The sequence below is a fragment of the Herminiimonas sp. KBW02 genome, from assembly GCF_003852535.1.
In the GTDB taxonomy this organism is placed as follows: domain Bacteria; phylum Pseudomonadota; class Gammaproteobacteria; order Burkholderiales; family Burkholderiaceae_D; genus Oxalicibacterium.
Genome location: NZ_QAJP01000004.1, coordinates 175,292 through 201,361, shown reverse-complemented (window position 1 = coordinate 201,361; position 26,070 = coordinate 175,292). Strand labels below are relative to the sequence as shown.

Genomic DNA, 26,070 nt, shown 5'->3' with positions numbered 1-26,070 from the left:
TCAAACCTTCTCCGCCTGACCACGCTTGCGGGTCCAGGCTTGCAATAAATTAATCGTCAACAACATCAGGAACGAAGCCGTCAGCATCACCACCGCAATCGCAGTTGCACCTGCATAGTCGTACTGCTCCAGCTTGGTCACAATAAACAGCGGTGTAATTTCCGACACCATCGGCATATTGCCGGCAATGAAAATAACGGAACCGTATTCACCTGTGGCACGAGCAAACGCGAGTGCAAAACCAGTCAGCAAAGCCGGCAGCACGGTCGGGAAAATCACCTTGGCAAAGGTCTGCCAATGGCTCGCACCCAGGCTGGCTGCAGCTTCTTCCAGCTCGCGCTCGGCATCTTCCAGGATCGGTTGTACGGTACGTACAACGAAAGGCAAGCCGATAAACGTCAGCGCGATAATCACGCCCAGCGGGGTGAACGCCACCTTGATACCGATGGCTTCCAGGTAGCGACCGATCCAGCCATTCGGCGAATACAAGGCAGTCAGGGCGATACCGGCAACCGCAGTCGGCAATGCAAACGGCAAATCGACCATCGCATCAATAATCTTCTTGCCCGGGAATTTGTAACGCACCAATACCCACGCCACGATGCCGCCGAACAAGGCATTCAAAACAGCACCGATCAGGGATGCACCAAAGGTCAGCTTATAAGAAGCCACCACGCGATCCGAAGTCACCGCAGCGATGAAAGCATCCCACGTCATCGTGAATGTTTTCAGGAACACGGCGGACAACGGGATCAGGACGATCAGGCTGAGATACAAGATCGTAAAGCCAAGCGACAAATTGAATCCGGGCAAAACCCTGGATGCGGTTTGTTTCCTGACAGGAAGGGCAAGGACGGCTGACATAGGGTCTCTTATTACAAATATGGCTAACAGGCTGCAATAATTACACTTAGGCGTTATAAAGAAAACGAATCTTTTTGCATTTTGTTAGAAGAAAAACGTATATAGAAATCAGCGATCACTATTAATAAGCAACGGACGGCCCCCTTCTGTTTGAAAAATAAACGCTTGTAATCATGCACTTAAGGAAATGTTGCATATGGAGCAACGTTCATAACTGGGAGTGGATGGCCGCGACATGCCCAATAAAAAAGGGCGATCAATGATCGCCCTTCCTATTAGCAAGCCTCACGGTGATATCACACCGCATTCACCCTATGATTTTTTCGTACGCGCACGCTTTCTAACGATTCAGGCAAGACTCCGTTGTGTAGGTGCGAGCACACCCAGCCACGCTACACAGGCGATGACGAGCACCACCAGCGCGGTTTCCGTCAGCAAGCTTCGGCGCAACAAGCTGACCGCTTCTTCGTGCTTACCTGCCTGCATCGCCTGTTCCACACGTGGCCCCAGGAAAAATCGGTTTGCCGTCGCCAGTGCCAGCATGCCCGTGAATAGCGCCAGCTTCACGGATAGCAACATGCCGTACTGCGTTGCGACCAGGCCTTTGATCGACGGCCCTATGATCAATAAATAGTTCGCTATGCCGGTGCTCATCAAGGTCACTACGATCACGGTTCCGAATTGTGCAAACCCGTTAGCTGTCTTGCTCAGCACTGTCGGTGCATCGGGATAGAGACTGGGCTTCATCAGCGCCAGCATCACAAACGAAAACAGCGCGCCGACCCAGGCACCGGCAGCAAACAAATGCGCAATATCTGAAACCAGATGCAGCGTACCTTGCACGCCGTCATTCATTGCTGCATGACCGGACCAGGCCAGTGTCGCTAACGCAACGGCAGAAAATGCAGCGAGCAAGCCGTAATGGAAGCGCGCACCTGAGCTGGCCACGACGATGACACATGCAAGCAAGGCCACCATACGTAGCACCCATGCCAGACCCATGTCGGTGCCGGTGATGACCATACCCAGGAGATGGATAGTCAACTCACTGTAACTCTCGGCACCTGACATCGCCTTGGCCAGCACCAGCATGGATGCGACTGACAGAATCAGGCTAAGAACAGATACCGTCGCTGTGAAGATGACGTACTGCCGCTCAAAGTAAGCGAACTTCTCCGTTAGCCGCAACGCATAAAGTCCGAATACGGCCACGCCAAACAGTGCAGCCATGCTGACGTAGAGACCAAATCGCAGTGCGATATTGAGTCCGTCGTCAGCCATGACTTACTTCACCTGGAAGGAGATGCTGCCTTTGATCGGGTGCGTATCTGCAGAAACCGCGCGCCAGTCCACACGATAGGTGCCTGCGACCAACGGTTTGGCTGGCGTAATCACCATGGTCTTGTCATCGCTGCCACCTGCTACACCGGCACTCATTTTCATCGCGCCGTGATCCGCCATGCCCGGCATTTCGGTCATGGTCAGTGTGGCACCGGAGAACTTTTTGTTCAGCGCTTCCGAGAATTTCAATTCGATAGTCGCGGGCGCGGCACCTTCGGACTTGTCCGCCGGAGTAGACGACACCAGCTCAGGATGCGCGTAGGCCGATGCTGCAAAAAACATGGCTGCTGCAGCGACAGTAATTTTGCTGGATAAACGAGAGAGAGACATAAGTATTCCTTTCTTTCAGTAGTTGATGAAACCAGGTTTAAAACCAGAAACGCAAACCGGCAACGATGCGCGTCTTGACTGGTTTGCCGCCCTCAGCGCGCACGAAATCCGCCGTTTCGCCAAAGCTGCCGGCACGTTCGACACCAATGTAAGGCGCAAACTGACGTGTGAATTCATAGCGCAGGCGCAAACCTGCTGATGCTTCGGCCAGGCCACTGCCTAACCTGAGCGCCGGATCGCGTTTACCAAATGCCTGCAGCTCTATCTTGGGTTCGAGTATCAGTTTTTGCGTAATCAGGAGTTCGTAGCTGGCTTCAAGTCGCAATGCGGTGCGTCCGCCACTACCAACATAGGCTGTCGCATCGACTTCAAACCAGTACGGCGCCAGACCCTGAATACCAAACGCCGCCCACTGGCGATCCGGGCCTTCGCGACTGGAATCCAGACGCACACCTGCCTGCACATCCCAGTACGAAGCGATGGCGCGACTCCACAACAACTCGGTGCGTGATTCCTGCACCCGGCGTTTGTCTACATCACCTTCAGCCTTGATGACAAAGCGGTTGTAGGTAGTGCCATACCAGCCTTGCAAGCTGTATGCGGTCGAATCATTGCCACCGTCGTTAAACCTGCGCTCCAGTTGTTCACCACGTATCGATACAAAGGTATGTTCATCTGCCAGCATCAGGCGATGAACGCCAGGCACCATGTAGTCGCCCTCACCCAGCTTGATGCCGTCGGAATAAGCATGCGGATCGCGCGCATCTGCAGGTGCCGGACCACCCTGCATTTGCATAGCGCCATGATCCATAGACGCCTCAGGCCCGGCACTGCCTGACATGTTGTGGCCTGCGTGCGGATCAGTTGCGTCTGGTTTGACGCTCATATCGTGACCTGCATGCGGATCGGCAGCATTCATTTGCATTGCGCCATGACCTGCATGCGGGTCTGCGCTTTGAGCATGCACGGCGATACTCACAAAGGTCGCGCAGACTAGCGCCACGGCCTGAAGATTTCTTGCTTTCAATATCATGTGTTTCCCCATCATCTTTCAGACACCACGACCTCGCGGAACATGCCCGCGTCCATGTGGAACATCAGGTGGCAGTGCCAGGCCCAGCGACCCAGCGCATCGGCCGTTACCAGGAAACTGATACGTTGCGCCGGCTGCACTGGCAATGTGTGACGGCGCACAAGGAACTCGCCTTCCGGACTTTCCAGATCACTCCACATGCCATGCAAATGCATCGGATGCGTCATCATGGTGTCGTTATGCAGAATGACGCGCAGACGTTCGCCATAACGAAAATGGATGGGTGTGGAATTGCCGAATTCCAGCCCGTCTATGGACCAGCTGTAACGTTCCATATTGCCGGTAAGATGCAGCTCCACTTCCCGCCCGGGTTCACGTTTGTCTATCGGGCCTGTTGGTGAACGCAAGTCAGCCAGCGTCAGCACGCGACGACCGTTGTTACGCAAGCCTATGCCCGGGTCATCCAGATTGGTACGCGCCATATCGACGCGCATATCGGTACTCGGGCCATACTCGGTGCGTGCATGTCGTGCGATCGTGGACGGCACCGCCAGTCCTGATTTGGCTGGCTTGGAGTCGCCATCCATCATGCTCATGCCATCCATGCTCATCATGCTGTCATCGTCCATGCCGGACATAGCACTGTGATCCATGCCAGCCATACCGCTATGGTCCATACCGGCCATGCCACCATGGCTCATGCCGCCGTGACCGCCAGAGCCATGCTGCATGTCGCCCATCATGTCGCGCATGGTCAGCCATTCGGCCTTGTCCAATGCAGGAACGGGGGGCTGCAAACCCTCACGTACCGCCAGCGTGCCGCGCGCAAAGCCGGTTCTGTCCATCGACTGTGCAAACAAGGTGTAAGCCTCATCCCTGGGTTCCACCATGACGTCTATGGTTTCGCCGGGGCCGAAGCGGAATTCGTCTACCGTCACCGGCTCGACGTCCAGGCCATCGACATGCACTACCTTCAGTTTCAGGCCGGGTATGCGCACATCGTAAAAAGTATTGCCAGTGCCATTGATCATGCGCAGGCGTATCCGCTCACCCGGGCGGAATAATCCAGTCCAGTTGCCGGCAGGTGTGATGCCATTGGTGAGGTAAGTCAGGGTTTTGGACGACAGATCCGCCAGGTCAGTCGGACTCATGCGCATCTCGTTCCACATCTTGCGCTTGTCAAAGGCCGCGCCAAATCCATCGCGCGCAGCATCGCGGAAGAAATCGATAACGGTAGGCTGGTTGTAGTTGTAGTAATCGCCCTGCGACTTCAGTTTGGCGAACACGCGCATCGGATCTTCATCGGTCCAGTCGGACAGCAGCACGACGTGATCGCGATCAGCGCGTATAGTTTCCGGGCCTGCGGGATCGATGATGATGGCGCCGTACATGCCAGTCAGTTCCTGCATGCCGGAGTGCGAGTGATACCAGTAAGTCCCGCTTTGCTGGACCTTGAAGCGATAAGTGAAGGTCGTGCCTGCAGGTATGCCTGCAAAGCTGATGCCCGGCACGCCGTCCATTTGATACGGCAGGATGATGCCGTGCCAGTGTATCGAGGTGCTCTCTTTCAGTTTATTGTGCACGCGGATGGTGACGGTCTCGCCTTCGCGCCAACGCAATGTAGGTGCTGGCAGCGAACCATTAATCGTTGCAGCCAGACCAGGCTTGCCGGTGAAGTTAACGGGCAGCTCTTCCACCACCAGATCGAACTCATTACCACGCAGCACCGGCGCCGCACCGCGAGTTACCTGCTCCCCACGCGCGACGGCGCTCAGGACCGGCACCGACAGGCTGGTCAACACCCCGCCCGCAGCCAGGCCCTGCACAAACCGCCTGCGGCTCAATCCGGCAGAAGGAAGGATGATCGGTAATCGACGTGACATGTTTAACTTTCCTTGTAGATCTGACAGCGGTTCAGACGGCGTCTTGCAGAATCAGATGCGACGCGACGGTAGCTATCCTATGCGGCTACGACTGTCAGGTGAATTACCACTTCATTACATTCGTGTAATGTTGATGTCATCTTCACGCCGGATTGCGTCAAGTAGCCGGTCTGGCGTGTAAAAATACGCCTGCGCACGGGCTTACCCAGCAGTGGCCGGACTACCTACAGAGGAAGTAATGAAAATATTGGTTGTAGAAGACGAGAACAAGACTGCGGACTATATCCGGCAAGGCCTGCGGGAAGCCGGGTTCGTGGTTGATGTGGCGCGCAATGGCCTCGACGGTCATCACATGGCCATGAACGAGTCTTACGACCTGGTGCTGCTGGACGTGATGCTGCCCGATGTGGATGGCTGGCACATCGTCAAATCCCTGCGCGATGCCGGGCATCAGGTGCCGGTACTATTCCTGACAGCACGTGGCAGCGTCGATGACCGCGTCAAAGGACTGGAGCTGGGCGCGGACAGCTACCTGATCAAACCGTTTGCTTTTGCCGAATTGCTGGCGCACGTCAGAACCCTGTTACGCCGCAGGAATGTCCCCGCCCAGTCCGACCAGTTGCAGATCGCCGACCTGGTACTTGATCTCACACGCCGCAAGGCCACGCGCATGGGCCAGCGCATCGTGCTGACCAATAAAGAGTTCGCCTTGCTTGAACTGCTGGCCCGACGTCGCGGTGAAGTGCTGCCACGCTCACTCATCGCATCGCAAATCTGGGACATGAATTTCGACAGCAACACCAATGTCATCGACGTTGCAATACGCCGCCTGCGCGCCAAGATGGACGAACCCTACGAGCCCAAACTCATCCATACCGTGCGTGGCATGGGTTACACATTAGATATTCCGGATGAAAGCTGATATGGCTGGCACTGTCACCGATAAACGCCGCCCCGCTTCGCTCGCGCTGCGAGTCACCATACTCGTCGGCATCACTACCACGCTGGTATTCATGGCCTTTAACTGGGTCATCGTACGTTCGCTGGAAATGCACTTCGCCGAGCAGGACACCACCGAACTGCAAGCGGTCGCCAGCGCCGTCGTCAAAACCTTGAATGAAGTACCGCATCAGGAAGGCAAGGATTCCGCGATATCGCAACAGCTTGCCGCCATCGCCATCGGCCGTCACGGCGTCACCTACAGCGTGTACACAAAATCAGGCAGCCCGGTTTACATCGGTCATGGCGCAGACCTTAGCCGCTTAATCCAACGTGACAAGTTCGGCTCTGCCATCAACGACGATGACGTCATCATCTGGAAAGACCAGGGCCGCTCCTATCGTGGCGCGGCACTCGAAGTGGGACCTGAAGCCACACCTGGCGGCACGCCGTTTATCGTCGCGATTGCAATGGACATCGACTTCCATCTCGAATTCCTGACGATGTTCAAAACCATCTTATGGTGGGCCACGCTGATCGTTTCCGTCATCGCACTCATCGTCGCCTGGTGTGCAGTGCAATGGGGCCATCGCCCGATACGCAAAGTCTCGCGCGATATCCGCGCCATCCGCTCGTCGCGTCTGGATGTGCGCCTCGACCCGACCGAAGTCCCGATTGAGCTGGAAGAACTGGCTGCATCGTTTAACGATATGCTGGGACGCATAGAAGACGGCTTCGCGAAGCTGGCCAACTTCTCTGCCGATATCGCCCACGAACTGCGTACACCCGTCACCAACCTCGTCATGCAAACCGAAGTCGCACTCAGTCAAAGCCGCTCATCCGCCGAGTATCGCGAAATCCTCTATTCCAACCTGGAAGAATTCGAGCGTATGAGCCGTATGATCAGCGACATGCTATTCCTGGCCCAGACTGAGAACGATCCGCACAATCTGCATCTGTCGGAAATCTCGATCACAGCCATGATCCAGGACTTGTTTGACTACTTTGAAGCGCTCGCCGAAGAAGCCAACATCACCCTGAAGCTGGAAGGACATGCAGCACCTGTGCAGGGTGACCGCGAAATGATGCTGCGCGCACTTAGCAATCTCATCTCCAACGCCATCCAATACTCCGCCCCCGGCTCTATCGTCATCGCGCGCCTGGCGCAGGACAAACAGGGGACGACGGTAAGCGTAGAGAATCCGAGCGAACAGATCATCCAGGAAGACTTGCCGAAATTGTTTGATCGTTTCTTCCGCACCGATCCCTCACGCAAGCGGAAAGCATCGGGTGCCGGGCTGGGTCTGGCTATCGTGAAGTCCATAGCCGAAGCACATGGCGGGACGGTGCAAGCTACTTCAGAGCAGGCACGGATTAAGTTTGAGATTAGCTTGCCGCACATACAGAAGACTTAATGCGGTGACAGCTGTCACTTTGTCGCAGCCATGATAATATACGTTTCGTATACGATTTATACATACTTTATATAAACACCAATATCATGGGCATCGTCAAAATCACCGAAGAAATGCACACCAATCTGCGCCTGACCAGCGGCGCGATGAGTCGCTCCATCAACTCGCAAGCCGAACACTGGCTGCGCGTAGGCATGATTGCGGAATTGAACCCGGGGCTGTGCTACAACGAGATCTGTCAGAAATTGATAGAGGCCGAGCAGCAGGCGGGAGCATCCAGTCGTGATATCAACCTCTCACTGGAAAAAACCTGATGCCTAAAGTCGAAATCAAAAGCGCCGCCGATATGGCGATGCTGCGTATTTCCGGTGGTCTGGCGGCAGACGTCCTGCGCATGATCGCTGAACACGTCAAACCCGGTGTCACCACCAATCAGCTGGACAAGCTGTGCCACGATTACATTGTTGATGTGCTGCATGCAGTACCGATCAACATCGGTTATCACGGCTTTCCCAAAACGATATGCACGTCGGTCAATCATGTCATCTGCCATGGCATCCCATCCGACAAAGTATTGAAGGACGGCGACATCATCAATATCGACGTGGCCCTGACCAAGGACGGCTGGCACGGCGATACCAGCCGCATGTATTACGTCGGACAACCAGGCATACTGGCCAAACGTCTGGTCGAAACGACTTATGAAGCCATGCGTGCCGGCATACTCGCCGTCAGGCCAGGTGCGACTTTGGGCGACGTCGGCTATGCAATCCAATCGGTCGCGCATCATGAAGGGTTCAGCATCGTCCGCGAATATTGCGGTCATGGCATAGGCCGGATTTATCACGAAGACTTGCAGGTGCTGCACTATGGACGGCCAGGAGAAGGTGTCCTGCTTCGTCCCGGCATGGTCTTCACCATAGAGCCGATGGTGAATGCAGGCAAACGCCACACAAAAGAATTAGCGGACGGCTGGACCGTGGTGACCAAGGATCACTCGCTCTCTGCACAGTGGGAGCATATGGTGGCGGTGACAGAAACCGGATTTGAAGTCCTGACGCCATGGCCGGATGGCTATGGCAGCTACCCTGCTATCACTGGCTAGCCAGCTACCATCAGAAAACAAAAGGGCAATCCTGCAAACAGGACTGCCCTTTTTGTTTGACTTACACCTGCGCATCCAGCGCAGGCAAATCACACCTTACACAAACACCAGTTGACCACGCAACGCGGCAACGAATACGTAACCGATGAAGGTGCCAAGAATAGCGAAGATGCCGCCCAGTACGTTCGGCGCCGGGATCGGTGCGCGCACCGATGTGTAGATGAGGCCGGTAACAAGTCCGACAACGGACGCCAGAATTTCGGTTTGACCGAAGCCAATTTCAACCATGATAGTCTCCTGTATTTTTTAAATGAGTGATGGCGTAAGTGCCTTATTTTTTCGGCGCGCCGAAGACTACCGCTTTGCGTACGCGCTGGACGATCAGGTAACCGACATAGGTAAAGATGATCGCGAAGATCCCGCCGAGCACCGGTGGTGCCGGAATCGGCAAACTCAGCCATGAGTACAGGGTGCCTGTGATGAGACCGACGACCAGCGCCACGATTTCATTTCTGCCGACATAGACGTGTTCTACTTGCATGTTTACTTCTCCTCCTGGTTGGTCGGCAATATTTGCCGCTTAAAATTGTTGCATCTGGCTGGCACCCGACTTTCGTCAGTGCCAGGCAGTCTCTTTTACTTCGGGAAAATGGCTTTCTTGATGATGGCGTGTACACCCCAGTTGCCGTCTACCACCTGCGTGATACCAAAGTCGACCGAGACCGAGATCAGCGAGATCGCTTCGTCCTCAGTCAGGTTGCGGGTATCCATGAAGAAACGACGGGTTTTGTTGAACGCGTCAGTCATCGCGGTATCCAGCGATGATTTCTCCAGGATCTTGGTCTCTGCGTTGTCGCCGAGTTCTTTCAGGTAGTTCGGCACGCTGAAGCCGTGCAGGACCAGTCGCTTGCTGTTTCCAGCAATGGATAGTCGAGGCCGTACAGCTTGGTACCTGGCAGATCTGCTTTCTTGTGCAGGATGAATTGGAACAAGCCGGTCAGCGAACATTCGATCGCGGTACCGCACAGTTCCGCGTCACCTTGCGATGCGTGCGGATCACCAACCGAAAACATGCCGCCAGCCACTGCGACCGGGAAGAATGCGGTTGCGCCTTTGCCCATGCGCCAGTTATCGAAGTTGCCGCCGGTGTAGCCAGGTGGAATCGATGACACGATGTCTGCCTCAACCGGTGCGACACCGATCATGCCGAAGTGCGGACGCACAGGGATTTCATAGCCCTTGAGCACGTCGTAGTTTGGTTTGATCGAGTTCTTATCGACTGGCACGCCCGGGTAATCGATGATCGGGTGGACTTTGCCGAACGGATCGGTTTGCGGCGTCCAGCGATAGTTATATACAGCCTTGGCCCACGATTGCTCACCTTTGGCATCGACTTCATAAATCGTGATGACTTCACGGCCTTTAGGCTCGGTGATCAGGTTGTTGTAGTGGAAGCCCCAGTTACTCGCGGCATTGGAACCGAAGGTTTTGCCACGGTAGTCAGGGTTGCCCGATGGGCGTTGCATGGTGTCGACGATCCGTACTTCGAGCACGTCGCCCGGTTCCGCCCCATTGATATAGACGGGGCCGGTACATACGTGGACACCGATACCGCCACCCGCACCGAGCGGATGATCCATAGGGCCCATGCCGCGGCGATCAACTGCCTTGCTCTTGGCATCCCAATGGAAAATGGCTTCCACGCCCTGGTCGCCCTTGACCATGCGTTCGATATCGTCATTCGAGTGATGGGTCACGGTTTCTATCGTGACGTAGTCGCCGGACTCCACCTTCAGCAGCGGATTCATCTTCTTGCTGAAGAAACCCCAATGTACGGTTTTATCGTTGGCAGGAACGTAATAGTGATTGACTTGTTCGCCAGCTTTCTTGGATGGCAGTGCACGCTGGGTGACACCGGCCAGGCCCAGGGCACCAGCGCTTGGTGTACCGCCGATGGCGGTGCGCAGGTTCTTGCGCGCTTCGGCGAATTCCCCCATCAAGTCAGGGTCGTTCAGATGTGAAAAGTGATTACATCCAGCACTACAAATATGGTCTGACATAATGCTCGTCTCCTAATTATTTATTCTGATATGCCACTGTGTCGTGGTCTGGTTCAGATCATAGGAGCGCCTGATTCCGGAATCTTGTCTGCAAGCGTACGATTTGTTGTCAAATCCAGCGCCGAAGCGTGCCGGACGGGGAGCTGCAGTGGAAAAAGAGAATTCCCTGTGCACCTGCAACATCCTCATCCCGACCGTATCGTCCCCTGCAACTTCGCAGATATACCTTCGTATATGTTAGGTATGCACATGGTCAGTAAATAGAGCCTAAGACACACTGGTTCTCAACTGACGTGAATGGCAAAATTCATGCCGTTGCATAAATACCGGAACGTAAGTGTTTATGCGGCATCGCAATATCGCAGCGGGCTCGTTAGTTGACCGCTTTTTCACTAACCCAGGAGCTGAGCATGGACCCCGACTCTAGTTGTAGTCACAACACTCTCCTTATTTCTTTATCACTTTCCATTCATCTGGCTCCTGGCCGGAGGCCGCTCATCACCTGATCACTGAGCCTGCTTCCTGTCGGATCCTTACTTAAGGAAGCTGCTCATGAAACACCACATCTACCTTGCACTCCGCGCAGCCGTTGCCAGCCGTCGCATCGCCAACCTGCAGCAACTCTTCTCAGAGCACGGCGTACTCGCCTTTACCGAAGCACTGCTGAACTGCTCACCACGCGTCGCCGCAGATGCGCTATCACTGCTCGCCGCCTCGGAACGCACTTCCGTATTGCGCCACCTGCCACATAGCGCACGCGAAAAACTGCGCCCTATGGGTTTTCAGCTGGAGCAAAACATCGCTAATCCTTGCCGCATCCCGGCTCATCAACTCCGGAGGCAATTCGCATGATGTCCCTACTCGTTACCGGTGTGTACACCGAACTGTCCCAGGTCACGGATAACGCAATCAGGGACACGACACCGCATGTGTCGCCCCAAAAAAACAGACGTAAATTAATAGCTGTAGCAGCACTGGTATTGCTATGCGTCGCCATAGCTGGCTGCGATGAACAGGCTGCGAAGGCGGAAACTCATAAAGACAGCGGCGCAGCAGTCATACATAAAGGCAAGGTCATCGAAGTGCCGGAAGCCTCGCCGCTGCGCGCGCGTCTGATGATCGGCGCGGTAGAGGTCAGCGAGATCGAACGCCCGCTGATTGCACCCGGCGTCATAGAAGCGGTCGCGGAAAAACTGGTCAAGGTTGCGCCGCCGGTCCCGGGCCGCATCATCCGTTTGCAACGCACGCTGGGCGATCCGGTCAAGGCCGGCGATCCGCTCTTCACACTCGACTCGGCGGAAATCTCCAGCGCCCGCTCCGAATATACGAAAGCCCGTAACGCACAAGCACAGGCACAGCGTGATTTTGCACGGCAGAAGTTGCTGTTTGACGCAGACATCACGGCAAAAAAGGATTACGAAGCCGCGCAACTGACCATGGATAGCGCCGACAGCGATGCCCATGCGGCAGCCGACCGCCTCGCGCAATTGGGCGTCGCTACGCAAGCCCATACCCGCAGCGAATATGTATTGCGCTCACCAATCAGCGGACGTGTGATTGAGATGGATGGCTCGCAAGGCGGCTACTGGAACGACATCAATGCGCCGATCATGACGGTCGCTGATCTGTCCACCGTCTGGCTCACTGCGAATGTGGCAGAACGCAATCTCGGACAAGTATTTATAGGACAAAAAGCGCACATCACACTCAATGCCTACCCCGACCAGCAAGTCGAAGGCATCGTGCGCTATGTCGGTGAAATACTTGATCCGGAAACCCGCAGCGTCAAAGTACGTGTAGCAGTGAGCAACACCGACGGACGTTTTCGTCCGGGCATGTTTGCCCATGTAGCGTTTGACGGAAAGAAACAGGAAGCGCTGACCATACCGCTGTCCGCTATCCAGCAAAACGGACTGGAAGTACGTGTCTTCATCGAACAGGAGCCATACAAATACACACCGCGCACCGTCACTGTCGGCGCGCAGCTCAATGACCGGGTTGAAGTGACTTCGGGCCTGAAGGCCGGCGACCGCATCGTCATCAAGGATGGAGTGCTCCTCAATGATTGAACGCATCGTCCATACCTGCTTTCAGCGCCGCGGCATCGTCTGGCTGGTATTTGCTTTCGCCGCGCTGTATGGCGTCTTCAGCTGGAAGCAATTACCGCTGGAAGCCTACCCCGACATCGCCGACGTTACGTCGCAAATTGTGACGCAGGTCCCCGGCCTCGCAGCGGAAGAAATTGAACAACAAATCACCGTACCACTGGAACGCGCATTGCTGACGACACCGGGCATGCACGTGTTACGCTCGCGCAGTCTGTTCGGCCTGTCACTGATCACCGTGGTTTTTCAGGACGGCGTCGACGGCTATTGGGCGCGCCAACGCCTGCAGGAACGTCTGAATGAAGTCGATCTGCCATACGACGCCAAAGCTGCGCTGGATCCGTACACGTCGCCGACCGGTGAAATCTATCGCTATACGCTGGAAAGCAATACACATAGCCTGCGTGAACTATCCGAATTGCAATTCTGGACCGTGATGCCGCGCCTGAAGAAAGTACAAGGCGTAGTCGATATCACCAACTACGGTGGTCTCACCACCCAGTTCATGCTGGAACTCGATCCGGCACGCCTTACCCAATACGGCCTTACGCTGAGTGAAGTGATAGACGCCATTAATGCCAACAATCAAAGCGGCGGCGGCAGCGTCATCGATCGTGGCGAACAGTCTTATGTCGTACGTGGCGTCGGCCTGCTGCGCTCACTGGATGATATGGGAAATGTCGTCATCAAAAGTGTAGGCGGCGTGCCGGTCCTCACCAAGGATCTGGGCAAACTCACTTACGGCAATGTCGAACGGCGCGGCATCCTCGGCAAGGACGACAAGGCGGATTCGATTTCCGGCGTCATCCTGCTGCTCAAGGATAGTAATCCGTCGATTGCCTTGAACGGTATTCACGACGCCGTACGTGAGATCAATGACAAACTGCTGCCGCGCGGCGTCAAGCTGGTGCCGTACCTGGATCGCAGCAGCCTGATCGAGAGTACGACGCAAACAGTCGGCAAGACCCTGCTGGAAGGCATGATCGTCGTCACGCTGGTACTGCTGCTCTTCCTCGGCAGCCCGCGTGCCGCATTGATCGTCGCACTTACGGTGCCGCTGGCACTTCTGTTCGCTTTCATCTTCATGCACCATGCCAAGGTACCGGCCAATCTGCTGTCGCTGGGCGCGATCGACTTTGGCATTCTGGTCGATGGTGCGGTGGTAGTCGTGGAAAACATCCTGCGACGACGCGAAAAACAGGAAGGGAAAGTATTGACGCCGCGTGACGCCATCACCGCCACGCTGCAGGTAGCGCGTCCCATCTTCTTTGGCATGAGCGTTATCGCCGCTGCCTATCTGCCGCTATTCGCTTTTGAACGCATAGAGTACAAGCTGTTTTCACCGATGGCGTATGCGGTCGGCGCGGCACTGGTCGGCGCACTCGCGGTCGCTCTGATGCTGACACCCGGCCTGGCATGGCTGGCATTCCGTCGACCACGCAAAATCTTCCACAACCTGGTGCTGGAACGGCTGAACACACGCTACGCCGCTTTCCTCCATCGTACGGTGGGACACTGGCGCTGGCTTGCAGCCAGTATCGCTGCCATGTTGGTCACGCTAATGCTGCTGGCTGGCACCATCGGCCGGGATTTCTTGCCCTACCTGGATGAAGGTTCGATCTGGTTACAAGTGCAGATGCCGTCCGGCATCACGCTGGACAAAGCCAGCGAAATGGCCACCGAGCTACGCAAGGCAACACTGGAATTTGCGGAAGTCTCCACCGTGATTACGCAAACCGGCCGCAACGATGACGGCACCGATTACTGGACGCCTTCGCATATCGAAGCAAGCATAGGCTTGCATCCCTACGGTGAGTGGAAATCCGGCATCAGCAAACAGGAACTGATACGTCGCCTGGGTGAACGTTATGCGCAGATGCCGGGCTATGCCATCGGTTTCATGCAACCGATGATAGATGGTGTGCAAGACAAACTGTCCGGCGCGCATAGCGACTTGACGGTGAAAATATTTGGCCCCGATCTGGAAGAAGACCGCCGTATCGCAGAGGAAGTGGCCGTCACATTGCGCAAGGTGCCAGGCGCAGCCGATGTGGTAGTGGATGTAGAACCTCCGCTGCCCAACCTGCGCATCGACCTGGACCGGGCTGCGGCCGCACGTTATGGCATCAATGCAGCCGACGTTGCACAGTTAATTTCGACCGGGATAGGCGGCGCCTCCATCGGGCAATTGTATGTAGGCGAAAAGAACTACGACATGACCGTACGATTCTCACCGGAAACGCGCGCCAACCCGCAAGCGATTGCCGATCTGCGTCTCACCGCCGTCAATGGTGCAAAGATTCCGCTGGCCGATGTTGCGCATATCACTACGACCACCGGCCAGAGCGTCATCGTTCGTGAACGCGGCGAACGTCACATCCTGGTCAAGCTGAATGTACGCGGGCGCGATCTGGCCAGTTTCCTGGCCGAAGCACAGCCGGCGATAGAACAAGAAGTCGAGTACGACAAGCAACGCCTGCACATTGAATGGGGCGGCCAGTTTGAGAACTTGCAGCGCGCAGAAGCACGTTTGTTCGTCATCCTGCCGTTGACGCTGGGCATCATGTTGCTGTTGTTATTCGCCGAATTCGGTAATCTGCGCCAGCCTTTGCTGGTACTGGGGGTGGTGCCACTGGCCATGGTCGGCGGCTTCGCCGGACTACATCTGCGCGGTATGACACTGAATGTCTCGAGCGCAGTCGGCTTCATTGCCTTATTCGGCGTTGCGGTACTCGGCGGTGTGCTGATGGTGGCGCAAATCAATCGCTTGCGGCGGGATGAAGGTAAATCCCTGCGGGAGGCGGTGCTGGAAGGCGCGACCAGTCGCATGCGGCCGGTGCTTATGACAGCGACAGTTGCGGCCTTCGGCCTAGCGCCGGCGATGCTGGCCACCGGCCTCGGTAGCGACGTACAGCGTCCGCTCGCTACGGTGGTGGTATTTGGATTGATCAGCGCTACCGCCCTGACTCTGCTCATGCTACCCGCCCTCTACCAATTGATAGAAGCCCGCGTCGAAGCCGCAGCACTGCAGAAAGCGACGCAAAAAAACGCGCATCCAGCAGACCACGCTTCTGATGAAGTCGGCTCGTCGACATAACAGCTGAACCAGAACGGAGCTGAACATGACATTGAAGAAAATCGCTATCAACCAGTTGCTGAACATGCTGATACTCGGGCTGGGCGGACTGGGAGCGAACGGCATTCACGCCCAGAACGTGCAAACGACTAAACTGAATTTCAAAAACTATCTGAACGCAGTCGAAGCAAACAGTCTGGAACTGGCAGCACAACGTGAAACCATCGTATCTGCAGAAGCAGGCGTTGGCATCGCAGGTATCCGACCAGACCCCGAGTTCACCTACAGCGCATCGCGTGAAACCGTCAAAGCGATTCATCCCAGACCTGTCAGCCGAGGCCCGTCACTCAGCATGACAATAGAGACCGGTGGCAAACGCGATGCACGCATCAAGTCGGCCCGCAGCAATGTAACCTTGACCGAAGCGACGGTCGCCGGCTTCAGACAGCAGCTTTACAGCGATTCAGCACTTGCCTTTGCTGAAGCGTGCCGCACCCGCGATGTACTGGAGCGCAAGGAATATACGCTCAAAGCCTTGTCCGAAATTGTGCGTATCAATGAAGTACGACGCAAGGCTGGCGATGTCGGCGGCATCGAATTATTGCAATCAAGGGTGGAACGCGATCAGTTCCGGGCCGATGTAACACAGTCACGCGCAGAGGCAACATCAGCACGACTGGAACTCTCGCTCCTCCTGGGGCGTCGGGTCGAAGACATTTTTGGCCAAGGGGCGCTGGAGTGCAGCTTTACACCGTTCGAGCGCGGCAGCGACGTCGCAACCTTGATACCGGAAGCATTGCAATCACGCCAGGACGTCCTGATCGCACGCGCTGCCCTGGAGCACGCACGCGATAATGCATCGCTCACGCGTGCCAATCGCTCGGTCGATCCGACGGTATCGCTCGGCGTTGAAGCCACCCGCGGCTATCCCGGTGGCTTCGACAATGGGGGTAATGCGATAGACGCAACTTCACGTTCCAATGTGCTGGCGCTGTCGATCACTATTCCTATTCCACTATCGCGACTCAATCGTGGCGATATCGTGCAAGCTGAATCCGCCGTCACGCAAGCCATGCTGGAACTGAATCATGCCCAACTCAAAGCAGAATCGGATGTGCGTACAGCCCATCAGCGCTTTATGGCAGCGCACGAAAATGTAGATCATTACCGCAAAGACGTGCTAGGCAATGCGAACCGCATGCTGGAAGGAATACGCCTGTCCTACCGCAATGGTGAAGCTTCATTGCTTGAGTTACTGGCGGCACAACGCTCCGCTGATGAGGCCTATCTCGCGTATCTGCAGTCTGAAGCTGATATGGCGATCGCTACCGTCCAGCTGCAGCTTGCTATCGGCGAGCAACCATCACTCTGAACCTGATATATCCATGAACGGCTCAAAGCTGAGCATGATCGTACTAGCCATTCTGCTACCGATAGCAACAGCCTGCACCACCTTATATGAAGGTAAATACGATTATTCAGAAGGATGGCGCGTAGCAATAGTAGAGCAGGTATCGAGCAAACGTGACGTCCTGGCAAGCTTAATCCAGGACGATCATCCTGACACTATCTCATCCGCCGTCGATAACAATTTTGCGCTGGTCACTTATCGCGTCCTGAAAGGCAAGCGCAAACGTATTGTGAAAATACCGGCACATGCTGCCGTGCAGGCAGGCGACATGCTTTACGTGAACATACGTGATGCACAAATCGCAGCCGTGCTCCTCCGCCACGGCAAAAACTTAACATTCATCCTCACAAAGAAAAACCGGAGCAAGCTCATGATTTGGCCTACTTTTCAATTCTCGGTCTGGCTGGGTTCGCTCGCCAGCCTGAGCGTTGCCTTTATACTCGGCGCCGTTATCGGCCTGGAACGCCAGATACGGCAACGTACCGCTGGCTTGCGCACCAACACACTGGTGGCGGTCGGCGCCGCCGTCTTCGTCGATCTCGCAGTACGTTTCCATGATGTACATGGCGGCTCGCCCGGTCCGCTGCAAGTCGTCGCGTATGTTGTTTCCGGCATCGGCTTCCTCGGCGCCGGTGCAATCATGAAAGAAGGCTCAAATGTGTTCGGCCTGAATACTGCCGCCACGCTGTGGGGCTCCGCTGCCGTCGGTTGCTGCGCCGGCGCCAAAATGTTTCCGGAAGCCGTACTGGCAGCGATGTTCGTACTGGCTTCCAATACTTTGCTGCGCCCGGTCGTCAACCGTATCAACCGCCGTCCGTTGCAGGAAGAATTCAGTGAAGCAACCTATACCGTCTACGTCATCTGCGAGCGCGAATGGCAAGCCGAGGTGCATGAAAAAATGGTGGCATTACTGGAAGAGTCCAACTATCCGGTACGCGCAGTCGATCAGCATCCGTTCGGCAACAATGATGTGGAAATCGAGGCCACCCTCTATGCCACCGCGATTGAGGCCGAAGAGCTGGACAACGTCATGACCGTCCTGCTGCAGGAACATGGCGTACAACAAGCGTTCTGGAACGCCAGTTCGGAAGAGTAAGCCATACCGTCCGAACGTCCTTGCGGGCCTGGCAACAACTAAGTATCTGCCTGGGAACAGATACGGTTATATTACTGTCGGAGCAGGTATAACCGGCGGATCACCCTCTCGAACCATTTAATATGAAACACGACATCGGCAGACCTTTGCGATCCCATCGCGTCCTGAGCATGGCGGGCCTGCTCGCCGTCATGGCGGTCATCTTCGTGGCAGACACCGTGACCGACTATGCGGTCGCCGCCGCCGGCTTCTACACTGCCGTGATCCTGGTCGCGGTGCGTCTGATCTCGGCACGGGCACTGATCATCCTCGCCGGTCTTTGTATCTTCCTGACCATACTCAGCTTCGGACTGACTAAATTCGGTTCCTACCAGGTCGGCCTGATCAACTCCTGCATCAGCATCATCGCCATCGCCATTACCACATACCTGGCACTGAAAATGAATGCGGCGCAAGCTGCCGCGCAGCAGGCGCAGGCGCAACTCCTGCGCATTGCGCGCGTGACTAGCCTGGGTGAACTGACTACCTCCATCGCGCATGAAGTCAATCAGCCGCTCGCCGCCATCGCAACCAGCGGCAATGCCTGCCAGCGCTGGCTGGACCAGCAACCGCCCAATCTGGACAAGGCACGGCAGGCAGTAGAGCGCATACTCGGCGACGCGCACCGGGCCAGCGACATCATCGCGCGCGTGCGCGGCCTGACCAGGGGCGAACTGCCACACAAGAGCCACTTCGACCTGAACCAGGCCGTACTTGAAGTACTCGCTATTTCACGCAGTGATGTGGAAGCACATGGCATAGTCATCGCCGTCAGCCTGGATGAAAACCTGCCGTTGGTAGTGGCAGACCGGGTGCAAATCCAGCAAGTCATCGTTAACATGATGCTGAATGCAAGCGAAGCGATGGCAGCCAACCCGGATAAAAAGAAAGAAATGAAAATCCTGTCCGCACGGCGCGACGCACAAACGGTACAGTTCACACTGGTCGATAGCGGCAGCGGCTTTGCCACTGGCACCATGGCGCAAATGTTCGATCCGTTCTGGACCACCAAAGGCAGCGGTATCGGACTCGGCCTGGCGATCAGCCGCACTATCATCGAAGCCAACGGCGGCCGCATATGGGCCGAGCAAAATCCCGACGGCGGTGCAATTTTTCAGTTCAGCCTGCTGAGTGCAAAGGAGAACACACTATGAATGCAGGCGCATCAGCAAGCAGCCATGAACAAGCCATCGTCTACATCATCGATGACGACAGTTCGGTGCGCGCCGCACTGGAGGACTTGCTGGCATCGGTAGGATTACATTCTGTATCCTTCGGCTCGACCATGGCATTCCTCGGACACAAGATGGCAGATGCACCAGGCTGCCTGGTGCTGGATATCCGCATGCCGGGACAAAGCGGCATGGACTTCCATCGTCAAATGACAGAACTCGGCATACAACTGCCGACCATCTTCATTACCGGACATGGCGACATCGCGATGGGCGTGCAAGCGATGAAGAATGGTGCGATCGAATTCCTGACCAAACCTTTTCGTGATCAGGACTTACTGGATGCGATCCAGCACGGCATAGAAATAAATCGTCAGGCACGCGCGGAACATGCGGTTGCAGCACAACTGCAGAAACGCTGGGATTCACTCACCACAGGTGAGCAGCAAGTCGTGCAGCTGGTCGTGCAAGGCCTGCTCAATAAACAAATTGCTGCTACCCTGAACCTGAGTGAGGTCACGGTCAAAGTACGCCGCGGCGCAGCCATGCGCAAGATGGAAGCGGCATCCCTCGCAGATCTCGTCAAGATCTCGGAAAAACTCAAGATATGAAGCCAGGCATGCAGTCACCCGATCACGAGCAAATCGTCGGCATCTTGCTGGCGGCAGGTCGAGGCACCCGCTTTGATCCGTCCGGCGCGCAAAACAAATTACTGCAAATCACCCGGCAAGGCGACAAGGTCGTCGTCGCGGCCGCCAAAAAATTAATCTCTGCATTGCCGCAAGTCACAGCCGTTGTGCGTAATGTGGATGACGCAGTCGCGCGCGAATTGTCGGCATTGGGATGCCAGCTTGCCATCTGCCCGGAAGCTGACCAGGGTATGGGCGTGTCATTGGTATGTGCGTTGACGCAACGCAGACATGCAGCAGGATGGGTCATTGCGTTGGCAGATATGCCGAATGTGCAGCAGAGCACGATTGCAGTACTGGCAGACGCACTCCGCAAAGGGGCCGATATGGTCGCGCCGTTTTATCAGGGGCAGCGCGGTAATCCGGTTGCTTTCAGCAGTAAACACATAGATGAGTTGCTGCAACTGGGGGGTGATCAGGGTGCGCGCACGCTATTAAAAACGCACCCGCTCACCAAAGTGGAAGTTGACGACCCCGGCATACATCACGACATCGATACCTCGGCCGACCTCAACACCACGATTTAAACGCCATCATTAAAAGTATCCGGGTCTGACAGTATCTCAACGATGCGATCAAAGACCAGCCGGATACGTGCCGGCACCGGCCCGCGCTGCGGACGATAGACATAGAGTTCCCACGGCTCGGGCTGATACTCGTCCAGCACCGTCAGCAAACGGCCGGCTCGTATGTGCTGCTCAGCCAGGTGATTCGAAATTTGCCCGTAGCCCATACCCGCCAGCACGGCATCGCACTCCACTTCCGGATCGTCGGTCACCAGCACCGGCATGCTGGGCGTGAATTGCTGGCCGCCGGAGAAGTACCATGGCCATATACGCCCGGTATTGCCGTCTGTCAGTTCTATCGTCGGCACTGCTGATAAATCCTGCGGGTAGCGCGGCTTGCCCCACTTGGCAATAAATTCCGGCGTAGCGACGACAAAGAAATCGACCTTGGCAACCGGGCGCACCACAAAGCGGTTGTCCCTGGGCAAGCCGATGCGCACACCTATATCGATTTTTTTATCGACGACATGGGTGACCAGGTTGGTAACGCTCAACTCCAGTTTGATGCCTGGGTAGCGACTTAATAAAGGCAGCAGGGAGCGCAACAGGTAGCGCCGTCCAATCGTACTCGGTGCAGTGATACGCACCACACCAGCCAGATCCTTGTCGGAATGGCTATCGCTGGGACGAAACAAACTGTCCACACCCGTCACCATCTCACGCGCATGTTCAGCCAGCTGGGTGCCGAACTCCGTAATCTGCATACCGCGTGTATTACGATGGAACAGCACCTCGCCTACCGCCTCTTCCAGCTCTTTGACGGCACGCGTAATCGCCTGTGGTGAAGTCCCCAGCCGGGCGGCAGCTTCCTTGAAACTGTTTGAATCTGCAGCGGCACAGAAAAGTCTAAGCATTTCCAGGCGATTGAGCACGTTTTGCACCTTTTTTGTTCGTTATGCGCTTTTCAGATAGCGCTGATGCGAATTCCATATTTTGGAATTCTCAAATCTTAACATTTTCATTTATTGTGCGTTCAGGACTGCAGATACTGATAGCCCACCCGCAACTCATCCCTCCTCACTCCAAAAAATCATGGCGACTCTCACTATCAACGGCAAACAACATCAAATGGACCTGTCTGACGATACTCCCTTGCTGTGGGCATTACGCGACCACCTGGGGATGACGGGCACGAAGTTCGGTTGCGGCATGGCGCTGTGCGGCGCCTGCACAGTACATCTCAACGGCCAGGCGATACGCTCGTGCATTACACCGGTTTCCGCCGCAGTCGGGCAAAAAATCACCACCATTGAGGCGATGGCGGAAGACAAGGTAGGCAAGCGCGTACAACAGGCGTGGACAGATCTCGGCGTGCCGCAATGCGGCTACTGCCAGTCCGGACAAATCATGTCCGCCACCGCCTTGCTGAAAACCACGCCGCACCCTACCGATGCCGAAATTGAATCGGCGATGAGTGGAAATATCTGCCGCTGCGGTACCTACACACGCATACGCGCTGCGATCAAACAAGCCTCCGCGAAGAAGGGTCCATAAGATGAGCACCATATTTGAAAACGATAATAACGCGGACCATACCGAATTGAACCTGCCCACCCTACCATCGATGAGCCGCCGCACCTGGCTCAAAGGCGTAGGCGCCCTCACCGGCCTGGCACTGACGGTCGGCGCCTCCGGCGTAGTACGCGCCGCGACCAGCGATGAAATCAAAAAATATGGTGGTGACGCCATGCCCGGCGGCCTGGTGGATGACACGCTGGCCTTTGTTTCGATAGGTAGCGACGGCATCGTCACCATCGTCGCGCATCGTTCCGAGATGGGACAAGGCGTGCGTACCAGCTTGCCTATGGTCGTGGCCGATGAACTCGAAGCCGACTGGAGCAAGGTCAAGGTAGTTCAGGCGCTGGGTCTGGAAGAAAAGTACGGCAACCAGAATACCGATGGTTCACGCAGCATGCGCCATTCCTTTGAGCCTATGCGCCGGGTCGGTGCCGCCGCACGCCAGATGCTGGAAATCGCAGCAGCGCAGCAATGGAATGTCAAACCGGATGAAGTCCGTGCGAGCAAGCATGAAGTGGTACACACCAGGTCCGGCCGTCGTCTCGGCTATGGCGCACTGGCAGATGCCGCCGCAAAAATCACACCGCCAGCGGCCAAGGATTTACGTCTGAAAAAACCTGCCGAATTCCGTTACATCGGCAAGGAAAGCACACGCGGCATCGATTTCAAAAACATCGTCACTGGCAACACGCATTACGGTATAGATACGCGCCTGCCCGGCATGCTGTACGCCGTCATTGCACGCCCGTTGGTGATGGGCGGCAAAGTGACCAGCTTCGATGCATCAGCGGCACTGAAAGTACCCGGCGTCATCCAGGTAGTCGAACTGAAAAGCAGCCCGGCGCCCGCCGGCTTCCATCCGCTGGGCGGCATTGCCGTGGTCGCGAGCAACACCTGGGCGGCCATGAAAGGTCGTGAAGCACTGAAAATCACCTGGGATGACGGTAAGCACGCCAGCTACAACTCGGTTGAATATAAAAAGACTTTGCAGGAAGCAGCGCGCAAACCAGCGAAAGTGGTACGTAATAATGGCGACACCATGAGTACGCTGTCCAAATCATCGCGTCGCATGGAAGCGGAATACTATCTGCCGCATATCGCACACGCGACGATGGAGCCACCAGCTGCAACCGCGCAAGTCAGCAACGGCAAGTGCGAGGTGTGGGCCTGCGTACAGGCGCCACAAGCGACACGCGAAATCATCGCCACCCACCTCAAACTCAAACCGGAAGATGTCACCGTGCACGTCACATTGCTGGGCGGCGGCTTCGGTCGCAAGTCCAAACCTGACTTCGCAGCAGAAGCGGCCTTGCTGTCGCAAGCGATGAAGGGTGTGCCGGTCAAAGTGACGTGGACGCGGGAAGATGATATTCACAATGACTACTTCCATACCGTATCCGTCGAGCGACTCGAAGTATCACTCGATACGGCCGGCAGGCCGACTGCCTGGCTGCATCGCACTGCTGCGCCGACTATTGCTTCGATCTTCGCTGAAGGCGCCAAAGGCGAACAGCCGTTCGAACTCGGTATGTCCGCAGTCAACATCCCGTTCACCATCCCCAACTTCCGTGTCGAAGCACCGGAAGTCGAAGCGCATACCCGCATAGGCTGGTTCCGTTCAGTCTCTAACATCCCGCACGTCTTTGCGATTCAATCCTTTGTCGCCGAACTGGCGGCAGCCGCCAAACGCGATCATCGCGACTACCTGCTGGATCTGATCGGCCCGTCGCGCAAAATCAATCCCAGGGATATGGCGGATGAATGGAACTACGGTGAATCGCCTGAGCGCTATCCGCTGGATACCGGCCGCATGCGTAAGACCATTACGCTCGCTACCGAAAAAGCAGGCTGGGGACGCAAGTTGGCGAAAGGACATGGACTCGGCCTTGCAGTCAGTTACAGCTTCGTCACCTATGTCGCTGTCGTCATTGAAGCGGTCGTCAACGCCAAGGGTGAACTGTCCGTACCGCGCGTCGACATCGCCGTCGACTGCGGGCCGCAGATCAATCCGGATCGTATCCGCTCGCAGCTGGAAGGCGCTTGCATCATGGGACTCAGCCTGGCGTTGACGGGTGAAATCACCTTCAAGGATGGTCGGGCTGAACAAGGCAACTTCCATGAGTATGAAGTCATGCGCTCGATGGATGCACCACGTGAAATCCGTGTGCACTTTGTCAAACATGATTTTGATGTGCCTTTGGGCGGCGTCGGCGAACCAGCCACACCACCGATAGCTCCTGCTCTGTGCAATGCCATTTTTGCTGCTACCGGCAAGCGCATACGCGACCTGCCTTTACGTAATCAGCTGCAGGCAAAAACATCCTGAGCAAATAAGGAATAGCCATGGATAGCATCGATCTCGAAGTACTCAAGGCCGCCGATGCGTGGCTGGATGAGGGTCATGCCTGCGAACTGGTGACCGTCATTCAGACCTGGGGTTCCAGTCCGCGTCCGGTCGGCGCCATGATGGTAATACGCCATGACGGACGCATCATAGGCTCCGTCTCCGGCGGTTGCATAGAAGACGACCTGATAGCACGCGTACGTGATGCGGAAAGCAATGCAGACGGCAAGCGCAACGCACCTGAACTGCTCACCTATGGGATCAGCGCGGAAGAAGCCTACCGTTTTGGCCTGCCTTGCGGCGGCACCATCAAGCTGGTGATAGAACCGCTTTCTGCAAAAAGCAGGATCAGACAATTGCTGGCACACGTCACGCGCCACGAACTGGTCATGCGTCAGCTTGACTTGCTGAGTGGCGCGGTACGCATCGCCCCTGCTGAAACCGGTGCGACACTGGAACTCACACTGGGTGTGCTGACCACCATCCACGGCCCGCGCTGGCGTTTGCTGATCATCGGCGCCGGACAACTATCGCAATTCCTTGCGCAAATTGCGACCGGTCTCGATTACCAGGTGGTGGTGTGTGATCCGCGTGAAGAGTATCGCCTGGCGTGGCAAGTGCCGGGGGTAGAAGTCATCCATGCCATGCCGGATGACTTGGTACTTGAAATGAAGATGGATAGCCGCACGGCTGTAGTCGCGCTCACGCATGATCCCAAGCTGGATGACCTCGCACTCATGGAAGCATTGAAGTCGGAAGCATTTTATGTCGGCGCAATTGGTTCACGCGTCAACAATACACGCCGTCGCGAGCGACTGAAGGAGTTTGATCTCAGCGACGCGCAATTGCAACGCCTGCACGGCCCCATCGGTTTGTATATCGGCAGCAAGACACCGGCAGAAATCGCAATCTCCATCCTGGCGGAACTGACTGCGATACGGAATGGCGTCGCCCTGCCGGACAAGATGAGCGTGGCTGCGGCGAAAGATGAAATCGAAATACCGCTATGGACGCCGGCAGAACAAGAGTTGCTGCCACAGCAGATCAACTGAAGTGCATTTGAAAAATATCATCTGGTACACGC

General features: G+C 56.0%; 23 protein-coding genes and 1 pseudogene. 15 read left to right on the top strand and 9 right to left on the bottom strand.

Going from position 1 to position 26,070, the window contains the following annotated elements:
- The 5 genes from cysT to DBR37_RS05355 form a co-directional block, all read right to left on the bottom strand.
- Entirely contained in the window at positions 1 to 864 is an 864-nt protein-coding gene (cysT, locus tag DBR37_RS05375) for a sulfate ABC transporter permease subunit CysT (protein WP_124573454.1), read from the bottom strand.
- Between the two features lie 348 nt (positions 865 to 1,212).
- A complete protein-coding gene (copD, locus tag DBR37_RS05370; protein WP_124573453.1) occupies positions 1,213 to 2,145 on the bottom strand; it encodes a copper homeostasis membrane protein CopD in 933 nt (310 codons plus the stop codon).
- Between the two features lie 3 nt (positions 2,146 to 2,148).
- On the bottom strand, positions 2,149 to 2,535 hold the full coding sequence (copC, locus tag DBR37_RS05365; RefSeq protein WP_124573452.1) for a copper homeostasis periplasmic binding protein CopC: 387 nt from the start codon (positions 2,533 to 2,535) through the stop codon (positions 2,149 to 2,151).
- A gap of 37 nt (positions 2,536 to 2,572) precedes the next feature.
- A complete protein-coding gene (locus tag DBR37_RS05360; RefSeq protein WP_370454241.1) occupies positions 2,573 to 3,565 on the bottom strand; it encodes a copper resistance protein B in 993 nt (330 codons plus the stop codon).
- Between the two features lie 14 nt (positions 3,566 to 3,579).
- Positions 3,580 to 5,451, bottom strand: coding sequence for a copper resistance system multicopper oxidase (locus tag DBR37_RS05355; protein WP_124573451.1), 1,872 nt, complete (start codon positions 5,449 to 5,451; stop codon positions 3,580 to 3,582).
- A 238-nt stretch (positions 5,452 to 5,689) separates the two neighbouring features.
- On the opposite strand from DBR37_RS05355, the gene DBR37_RS05350 reads away from it, so the two are divergent.
- From DBR37_RS05350 to map, 4 genes are all read left to right on the top strand, one after another.
- The gene (locus DBR37_RS05350; RefSeq protein ID WP_124573450.1) at positions 5,690 to 6,373 is read left to right on the top strand and encodes a heavy metal response regulator transcription factor; all 684 of its coding nucleotides are present in this window, start codon (positions 5,690 to 5,692) and stop codon (positions 6,371 to 6,373) included.
- 1 nt (position 6,374) lies between these two features.
- Positions 6,375 to 7,805 (top strand): Cu(+)/Ag(+) sensor histidine kinase, encoded by a 1,431-nt coding sequence (locus tag DBR37_RS05345; RefSeq protein ID WP_233588284.1) that lies wholly within the window; start codon positions 6,375 to 6,377, stop codon positions 7,803 to 7,805.
- 86 nt (positions 7,806 to 7,891) lie between these two features.
- Complete coding sequence (locus tag DBR37_RS05340; protein ID WP_012078656.1) at positions 7,892 to 8,119, top strand: ParD-like family protein; 228 nt, start codon at positions 7,892 to 7,894, stop codon at positions 8,117 to 8,119.
- On the top strand, positions 8,119 to 8,910 hold the full coding sequence (gene map, locus DBR37_RS05335) for a type I methionyl aminopeptidase (protein WP_199739046.1): 792 nt from the start codon (positions 8,119 to 8,121) through the stop codon (positions 8,908 to 8,910). Before DBR37_RS05340 ends, map begins: the two co-directional genes overlap by 1 nt.
- A gap of 96 nt (positions 8,911 to 9,006) precedes the next feature.
- Here the strand turns inward: map and DBR37_RS05330 are convergent, their stop codons facing one another.
- From DBR37_RS05330 to DBR37_RS05320, 3 genes and pseudogenes are all read right to left on the bottom strand, one after another.
- A complete protein-coding gene (locus DBR37_RS05330) occupies positions 9,007 to 9,198 on the bottom strand; it encodes a DUF1427 family protein (RefSeq protein ID WP_124573447.1) in 192 nt (63 codons plus the stop codon).
- A gap of 43 nt (positions 9,199 to 9,241) precedes the next feature.
- Complete coding sequence (locus DBR37_RS05325; RefSeq protein ID WP_124573446.1) at positions 9,242 to 9,451, bottom strand: XapX domain-containing protein; 210 nt, start codon at positions 9,449 to 9,451, stop codon at positions 9,242 to 9,244.
- A 95-nt stretch (positions 9,452 to 9,546) separates the two neighbouring features.
- Positions 9,547 to 10,811, bottom strand: a pseudogene (locus DBR37_RS05320) (acetamidase/formamidase family protein); the annotation flags it as partial.
- Positions 10,812 to 11,522: 711 nt separating this feature from the next.
- Between DBR37_RS05320 and DBR37_RS05315 the strand changes: the two are divergent.
- The 8 genes from DBR37_RS05315 (at position 11,523) to DBR37_RS05280 (ending at position 21,085) form a co-directional block, all read left to right on the top strand.
- A complete protein-coding gene (locus DBR37_RS05315) occupies positions 11,523 to 11,822 on the top strand; it encodes a hypothetical protein (protein WP_124573445.1) in 300 nt (99 codons plus the stop codon).
- Positions 11,819 to 13,039, top strand: coding sequence for an efflux RND transporter periplasmic adaptor subunit (locus DBR37_RS05310; RefSeq protein WP_233588283.1), 1,221 nt, complete (start codon positions 11,819 to 11,821; stop codon positions 13,037 to 13,039). Before DBR37_RS05315 ends, DBR37_RS05310 begins: the two co-directional genes overlap by 4 nt.
- Entirely contained in the window at positions 13,032 to 16,172 is a 3,141-nt protein-coding gene (locus tag DBR37_RS05305) for an efflux RND transporter permease subunit (protein ID WP_124573444.1), read from the top strand. The genes DBR37_RS05310 and DBR37_RS05305 overlap by 8 nt, the downstream gene beginning before the upstream one ends.
- 25 nt (positions 16,173 to 16,197) lie before the next feature.
- Complete coding sequence (locus DBR37_RS05300; protein ID WP_124573443.1) at positions 16,198 to 17,523, top strand: TolC family protein; 1,326 nt, start codon at positions 16,198 to 16,200, stop codon at positions 17,521 to 17,523.
- Between the two features lie 409 nt (positions 17,524 to 17,932).
- Positions 17,933 to 18,658 (top strand): MgtC/SapB family protein, encoded by a 726-nt coding sequence (locus tag DBR37_RS05295; RefSeq protein ID WP_124574159.1) that lies wholly within the window; start codon positions 17,933 to 17,935, stop codon positions 18,656 to 18,658.
- Between the two features lie 122 nt (positions 18,659 to 18,780).
- Positions 18,781 to 19,851, top strand: coding sequence for a sensor histidine kinase (locus tag DBR37_RS05290; protein ID WP_124573442.1), 1,071 nt, complete (start codon positions 18,781 to 18,783; stop codon positions 19,849 to 19,851).
- Positions 19,848 to 20,480: a response regulator transcription factor gene (locus tag DBR37_RS05285; protein ID WP_124573441.1), complete on the top strand. Its 633-nt coding sequence runs from the start codon at positions 19,848 to 19,850 to the stop codon at positions 20,478 to 20,480. Before DBR37_RS05290 ends, DBR37_RS05285 begins: the two co-directional genes overlap by 4 nt.
- Before the next feature lie 8 nt (positions 20,481 to 20,488).
- A complete protein-coding gene (locus tag DBR37_RS05280; protein ID WP_124573440.1) occupies positions 20,489 to 21,085 on the top strand; it encodes an NTP transferase domain-containing protein in 597 nt (198 codons plus the stop codon).
- Here DBR37_RS05280 and DBR37_RS05275 read toward each other — a convergent pair.
- The gene (locus DBR37_RS05275) at positions 21,082 to 21,996 is read right to left on the bottom strand and encodes a LysR family transcriptional regulator (RefSeq protein WP_124573439.1); all 915 of its coding nucleotides are present in this window, start codon (positions 21,994 to 21,996) and stop codon (positions 21,082 to 21,084) included. The two genes, DBR37_RS05280 and DBR37_RS05275, sit on opposite strands and share 4 nt — an antisense overlap.
- 160 nt (positions 21,997 to 22,156) lie before the next feature.
- On the opposite strand from DBR37_RS05275, the gene DBR37_RS05270 reads away from it, so the two are divergent.
- The 3 genes from DBR37_RS05270 (at position 22,157) to DBR37_RS05260 (ending at position 26,038) form a co-directional block, all read left to right on the top strand.
- Positions 22,157 to 22,618 (top strand): (2Fe-2S)-binding protein, encoded by a 462-nt coding sequence (locus DBR37_RS05270; protein ID WP_124573438.1) that lies wholly within the window; start codon positions 22,157 to 22,159, stop codon positions 22,616 to 22,618.
- 70 nt (positions 22,619 to 22,688) lie between these two features.
- Positions 22,689 to 24,968, top strand: coding sequence for a molybdopterin cofactor-binding domain-containing protein (locus tag DBR37_RS05265; protein WP_370454240.1), 2,280 nt, complete (start codon positions 22,689 to 22,691; stop codon positions 24,966 to 24,968).
- Positions 24,969 to 24,985: 17 nt separating this feature from the next.
- Entirely contained in the window at positions 24,986 to 26,038 is a 1,053-nt protein-coding gene (locus DBR37_RS05260; RefSeq protein ID WP_124573436.1) for an XdhC family protein, read from the top strand.
- Positions 26,039 to 26,070 lie beyond the last annotated feature (32 nt).